At 75.8% G+C, this 6,000-nt stretch carries 6 protein-coding genes and 1 pseudogene; 2 read left to right on the top strand and 5 right to left on the bottom strand.

Annotation, left to right across the window (positions count from 1 at the left end; translation table 11 throughout):
* Together ACWGB8_RS15630 and ACWGB8_RS15625 are read right to left on the bottom strand one after the other, a co-directional pair.
* Window positions 1-113 (bottom strand): annotated as a pseudogene (locus tag ACWGB8_RS15630) (electron transfer flavoprotein subunit beta); the annotation flags it as partial.
* Between the two features lie 233 nt (window positions 114-346).
* Window positions 347-1,333, bottom strand: a complete 987-nt coding sequence (locus ACWGB8_RS15625; protein WP_452213942.1) for an endonuclease/exonuclease/phosphatase family protein — start codon at window positions 1,331-1,333, stop codon at window positions 347-349.
* 190 nt (window positions 1,334-1,523) lie between these two features.
* On the opposite strand from ACWGB8_RS15625, the gene ACWGB8_RS15620 reads away from it, so the two are divergent.
* Entirely contained in the window at window positions 1,524-2,531 is a 1,008-nt protein-coding gene (locus ACWGB8_RS15620) for a phosphatidylinositol-specific phospholipase C (protein ID WP_452213940.1), read from the top strand.
* Between the two features lie 101 nt (window positions 2,532-2,632).
* On the opposite strand, the gene ACWGB8_RS15615 is transcribed toward ACWGB8_RS15620, so the two are convergent.
* From ACWGB8_RS15615 to ACWGB8_RS15605, 3 genes are all read right to left on the bottom strand, one after another.
* Window positions 2,633-3,259 (bottom strand): TetR/AcrR family transcriptional regulator, encoded by a 627-nt coding sequence (locus ACWGB8_RS15615; protein ID WP_452213938.1) that lies wholly within the window; start codon window positions 3,257-3,259, stop codon window positions 2,633-2,635.
* Between the two features lie 26 nt (window positions 3,260-3,285).
* Window positions 3,286-3,738 carry a hypothetical protein gene (locus ACWGB8_RS15610; protein ID WP_452213936.1) on the bottom strand — a complete coding sequence of 151 codons (453 nt, stop codon included), beginning with the start codon at window positions 3,736-3,738 and terminating at the stop codon, window positions 3,286-3,288.
* Between the two features lie 259 nt (window positions 3,739-3,997).
* On the bottom strand, window positions 3,998-5,134 hold the full coding sequence (locus tag ACWGB8_RS15605) for an MFS transporter (RefSeq protein WP_452213934.1): 1,137 nt from the start codon (window positions 5,132-5,134) through the stop codon (window positions 3,998-4,000).
* A 241-nt stretch (window positions 5,135-5,375) separates the two neighbouring features.
* Here ACWGB8_RS15605 and ACWGB8_RS15600 point away from each other — a divergent pair, with 241 nt between their 5' ends.
* Window positions 5,376-5,933 (top strand): CGNR zinc finger domain-containing protein, encoded by a 558-nt coding sequence (locus tag ACWGB8_RS15600; RefSeq protein WP_452213932.1) that lies wholly within the window; start codon window positions 5,376-5,378, stop codon window positions 5,931-5,933.
* Window positions 5,934-6,000 lie beyond the last annotated feature (67 nt).

Here is a 6,000-nt window from a genome sequence, read left to right as displayed (position 1 = left end):
TCCGACAGGAGGCCGTCCACGCCCTCCCGGTCGGTGGTGTGGTCGTCCGCGAAACGACGGTCACCCGTCGCGTCCGGCACGTACTTCACACAGACGACGATCCTCAAGCTCATGGTCGGTTCTCCTGTACGGGCTGCTGGTCCAGGGCCTCAGATGGTGCCGAGGGTACTGAGTGCCAGGACGCCCCGCGCGGGCTGCTGCGGACAGCAGCCGCACCTGAACCGGGATGCCGTGTCGGCGCTCTTCGACGGATGTCAGAGGCTCGTTCGAGAGAATACGGCACTCAGTACCCCGCGTAAAGGAACTCAGTACCCTTCGGCCCCCCGGCAGGCCCCCGCCGGGCCGGTCAGAAGCGGATCCGGACGGCCACCGGCAGGTGGTCGCTGCCGGTCGGCGGCAGGGTGCGGATCCGCCCGGGGGCGGCGCCGCGCACCAGCACCTGGTCGATCCGGACCAGCGGAAGGCCGGCCGGCCAGCTGGGGGCGAGGCCGGCGGCGGGCGGGCGCAGCCGGCCGGTGAGCGGGCGCAGGCCCCGGTCGTCGGTGCTGCCGTTGAGGTCGCCGAGCAGGACCAGCCGCGGCAGGGCCTCGGCGTCCACCGCGGCGGCGAGCCGGGCGGCGCTGTCGTCGCGGCGGGCCGAGCCGAGGCCGGTGCGCGGGCCCCACCGGAGCGAGGGCAGGTGGGCGACCAGGACGGCCGCCTCGCCGTACGGGGTGCGGGCGGTGGCCCGCAGGGCGCGCTGCCAGTCCTCGGGGACGCCCGGTGGACGGATGTCCAGCGGGCGGACGTCGGCGAGCGGGTACCGGGACCAGAGGCCGACGGTACCGGCGGTGGCGTGGTGCGGGTACCGCCCGGCGAGGACGGCCGCGACGGCGGGGAGGACGTCGGGTGTCAACTCCTCCAGGGCGACGAGGTCGGCCCCCACCGCCGCCAGGGCGCGGGCCGCGGCCGCGGGGTCGGGGTTGTCGTCGGCGAGGTTGTGCTGCACGACCAGGAGGCCGGGCCCGGCGCCGTCCGGTACGGGCAGCAGCCGGCCGCCGAACACCCCCGCCCAGGCGGCGACGGGCAGCAGCAGGGCGCAGAGGCCGGCGAGCGAGCGGCGCAGCAGGGCGGCGGCCAGGAGCAGCGGCACGGCCAGGCCGAGCCAGGGCAGGAAGGTCTCCAGCAGGCTGCCGAACCGGCCGACGGCGTTCGGTACGGCGCGGTGGCCGAGCAGCAGCGCCGCGACCAGGGCGGCGAGCACGGTCAGCGTGCTGCCGCCCGCGCCGAGGCCGCGCACCCAGCGGGTGGCGGCGGGTGCGGCCGTCGGGCCGTCGGGCCGGTGCTGGTCCACCGTGCGCTCGCCTTCTCTGGTGCGTCGTCGGGTGCGTCGTCGGGTGCGGTTCGGGGACGGGTGACTGGGGCTGAGGGGTGCGGGTTGCCGTCGGGGCGTACGGGCGAGGACGCGGGGGCCGTCGGTGCCGGTTCCGCGTTCGGTGCCGTCCGACCCCTGGGCAAAGCGAGACACCCTGTCAACAATGGTCATGCGCACCTCACTTGCATCGGACCACGACCACCGACGGGGGTACCAGTACGTGTCCGTGACGACGCCCGCACCGCAGCCCGCACCCCGACCCGCAGCGCCCGCCACCGCCCTCGACCGGCGCACCTTCGGCCGCGCCGCCCTGCTGGCCGGCCTCACCGCCGCCGGGTTCGCCACCGGCACCGCCCGCTCCCACGCCCGCGCCCGGGCCCTGCCGGCCGGGGCGGACTGGCTCGGCGCCCTCCCCGCCCAGGCACCGCTCTCCCGGCTCACCATCCCCGGCACGCACGACAGTTGCGCCCTGTACGGCGGCGCGCTCGCGCAGACCCAGACGCTCGGCCTGCCCGCCCAGTTCGCCGCCGGGGTGCGCTTCCTGGACATCCGCTGCCGGGTGATCGACGGCGTGTTCGCCATCCACCACGGCCCGGTCTTCCAGAAGATCTTCTTCGGCGACGTCCTCAACCAGTGCCGGGACTTCCTCGCCGCCCACCCGGGCGAGACGCTGGTCATGCGGGTCCGCCAGGAGTACTCGACGGAGTCGGACGCGGTCTTCGGCACCCTCTTCGCCGACTACCGGCGGCGCTGGCCCGGCCTGCTGTGGACCGAGGACCGCATCCCACAACTCGGCGAGGTGCGCGGGCGGGTGGTGCTGCTCGCCGACAACTCCGCGCTGCCGGGCCTGCGATGGGGCGGCCCGCGTACCGACATCGCGGACGACTACGACATCGGCACCATCTTCGAGCTGCACTCCCGCAAGTGGCCCGGCGTCTCGGCCCACCTGGACGCGGCCCGCGCGGCCGGAGACCCGCAGCGGCTCTTCATCACCTTCACCTCCAGCTCCGGCTGGGGCCTGTGGCCGCGCCAGGCCGCCGACGCGATCGCCCCGAAGCTGCGCACGTACCTCGGCGCGCTCGACCGGGCGCAGCGGCCGGTGCTGGGCACGGTGCCGATGGACTTCGTCACGGCCGAGCAGGTCCGCTCGCTGTACGGCCTCAACTTCGGAGTCTGACCCACCCACGCGCCGGGCGGTGCGGGAGGCGTCCCCTCCCGCACCCCCGGCACGCTGCCGTACCCCCGGCGCGCTGCCGTGCCCCGGGCCGGGAGGCCCGCTCAGCGGTCCCCGACCGACGCGGGGTCGAGCCCGAGGACGCCGGCGACGGTGCGGGCGGCGAGCCGCTCGTCGTGCCGCGCCTCACCGGCCAGGGCGATCACCACCCCCTCCAGGGCTCCGATGAGGGCGAGCGCGAGGGCCCTGGCGGGCGGGCCGGGCGGGATGGCGCCCGCCCGGCGCCCGCTGCGGATCAGCCGCAGGCACAGTGCGGTGAGCTCCGCGTAGCCCTCCTCCACCGCCCTGCCCACCGGGTGGTCCTGGCCCGCGAACTCCAGCCGCAGGGCGACGGCCACCCGCGCGATGTCGCGCCGGCAGAAGACCGCGTGGCCGCGGGCGAGGGCGAGCAGCGCCGCGACCGGGTCCGGCTGCTGCTCGACGGCCCGGCCCACCTCGTCGTCCCAGGTCGCCAGGGCCCACTCCATCACCGCCAGGGTGAGGTCCTGCTTGTCCTTGAACTGGTGGTAGAGCGCACCGCGGGTGTACCCGGCGTCCTTGGCCACCTGCTCCAGGACGAGGTTGCCGTAGCCGTACCGGGAGAGCCCGCGTGCGGCGGATTCGAGCAGGGCCGCCCGGGTCCGGGCCCTGCGGTCGGCCTGGGTCGGCCGCGTCCGCGTCTCGTCACTCATACCCTCGCACCCTCATACCTCGCGGCTCATACCTTGCGTGTGATCAACTGCCGGGCCGCCCGGCGGTGGCCGATGCCGACGGCCGCCCAGACGAGACGGGCGAGCACCGGCCGCCGGTAGTACAGCACGCTGGTGAACACCCTCCGGTCCGGCGCGACCAGGCGGCCCACCACGACGACGTGCATCAGCGGCAGGGACGTCTCCAGACGGACCATATCGGTCCTGGACTCCACCAGCCGGAACCCGCCCACCTCCTCGGTCGATCCGGCGGGTGCCCCGCCCATCCCCAGCATCGCGGCGATCCGGTCCACCCACTTCGGCGTGCCGTCGAGGCCGGCCCGCACCCAGGTCTCCGGCGCGTGCACGTCCGGTGCGGGCAGCCTGAGTTCGAAGGCGTCGGCGTAGTCGTACCGCCGGGCGGTGGCGACCGGGTCGGTCGGTTCGATCCGGCGCACCTGCTGCACGAGCCGGTTGTTCATCGGGCTCCCCCTCCTGTGGACTTCACCGCTTCGCAGCATACATACGTGCATGCATGTATGTGAACGCGGGCACCTGCGGGCCGACTCCGTCGACGCGCCGTGCTGCGCCGCGTAGGGAGCAGCGGTGGCTGCCCGTCCTGGCTGCCCGCCCTGGCGGCTCACCCCGGCTGCCCGCCCTGGTGGCTCACCTGCCGCTGCCGGTGCCCGCGCAGGTCCGGGGGGCGCGCCCGGGTCGGTGCCCGCCCGGGTCGGGTCGCGCTCAGGCCAGGGCGCGGTCGCGCCGGGCCTGCTCCGGCTCCCGCTCCGACTCCCGCTCCCGCCGGTGCGGCGGGCGTCCGCGGTCCACCCGGGCGACCGCCGCCAGCGCCCCGGCCGTCAGCGCGCTCAGCAGGCACCATCCGGCCGTGAAGCCGCCCGTGACGTCCCGCAGCAGGCCGAGGCCCGGCGGCACCAGCACGATGACGACCTGGTTGACCGACATCGCCAGCCCCAGTGCGAAGCCCGTCCGCTCCGGCGGGGCGGACTCGGTCAGCTGCGCCACCCACGGGCCGTACCAGCCGAGCCCGAAGAAGCCGAGCCAGCAGAACAGCAGCGAGGCCGCCACGGGCGAACTCCCCAGCGGGGTGGTCAGCGCGACCATCCCGGCGATCACCGCGACCATGCAGCCCGCCACGGTCGCCTGCCGCCCGCCACGGCCGCGGTCGCTCCAGGCCGCCAGTCCGATCCGGCCGACCACGCCCGCCGCCTGCGAGGCCATCAGCACCAGCGCCGCCGTCCCGGCCGCGAGGCCCGCCCGCTCGTGCAGGAACAGCACGGTCAGCACGCCGGTACCGACCTGCACCGCGATCAGGCTCGTCCCGGAGAGCAGCACCCGGCTCATGAACGGCTCCCGCAGCATCCGCAGCCGCCCGGCGAGCTGCGCCCCGAGCCCGCCGCCGGCCGGTGCCACCGGGCCGGACGGGCCGGCGGGGTCGGCCTGCCCGGGGGCCGGGGTCGGGGGCGCGGCGGGCGGACGGCGGTAGCCGCCCATGAACGCGAGCGCCCCCGCCAGGGCGACCAGCGAGCCGGCCGCGAGCGCCGTCCGCAGCCCGTACCGCTCGGCGAGGACGGGCATGACCAGCGAGGCGAGCGCGGCGCCCAGTGGCAGTCCGGCCTGGCGGATGCCGAGCGCGAGCCCCCGCTGCGAGGCGTCGAACCAGGACGCGACCGACTTGCTGCCGCCCGGTTGGACGGTGCTGTACCCCGCGCCCACCACCAGCAGGACGGTGAGCAGCGCGGCATAGCCGGTGGCGAGGGCGCCCGCCGCCAGCGCGGCGGCCACCGAGCAGGCGCCGATCCCGACCACCCAGCGCTCGTCGTAGCGGTCCAGCAGCAGTCCGGCCACCAACAGGCCCACCAGCGGCACCAGTTGGGCGGCCGAGCGAGCAGGCCGAACTGTGCGGTACCGATGCCCAGTTCGCGCTGGAGCAGGACGCCCATGGCGCCGATGCCCTGGACGAAGAAGGCGGTCGCGGCCTGGGTGAAGGTGGCGATGCCGAGCACCGCCCAGCGGAAGTGCGGGGAGGCCGAAGCGCGCCGAACTCCCCTGTCGTTCCTGGTGCGTTGTGTCATGACCAGCAGCGTGGTGTCATGCCCTTGTGCACCTCAACCCTTACGGCCACGACGTCGTCGGACTCGCCGCCGAGCTGGCCAACCGCCGGCCCGCCGACCACCGCGAACTCGCCGACCGCTGCCACGCCGCCGGGCTCGTGCTCGAACAGCCGGTCACCCCGGCCGACTTCGTGCAGGCGATGGCCGCGCTGGACGCCTGGGAGGCGGTCGTCGACGCCGACGGCGAGCAGCAGCGGGCCGAACGGCTCAACGCGATGCTCGCCGTCACCACCTCCCACCCCCGGCTCACCGACCACGCCGGCAGCGGCTGGCACCTGCACCACCGCGACGACCGGCAGCCGTTCGGTGCGGTGTTCGCCTCGCTGATCGCCGTCGGCACCGCCCTGCACCTGGTCGGCCGCGGCCTCCACCGACTGGGCCGCTGCGCGGTCACCGAATGTTCGACGGTCTTCGCCGACACCTCCCGGACGGGCCGCCGCCGCTACTGCACCCCGCTCTGCGCCAACCGGGACGCGGTCCGCCGCCACCGGGCGGCCCGGCCGGGCGCGGTCGCACCGCGCAGCGCCTGGCGGGCCGGCGCCTGACGTACCCGCGCCCGGGGCGCCCGACGCCGCCCGGGCGCAACGGTCTCGACGTCAACGGTCTCGACGT

It is taken from the genome of Kitasatospora sp. NPDC054939 (assembly GCF_053610105.1).
This window is presented reverse-complemented; position numbering and strand designations above follow the sequence as displayed.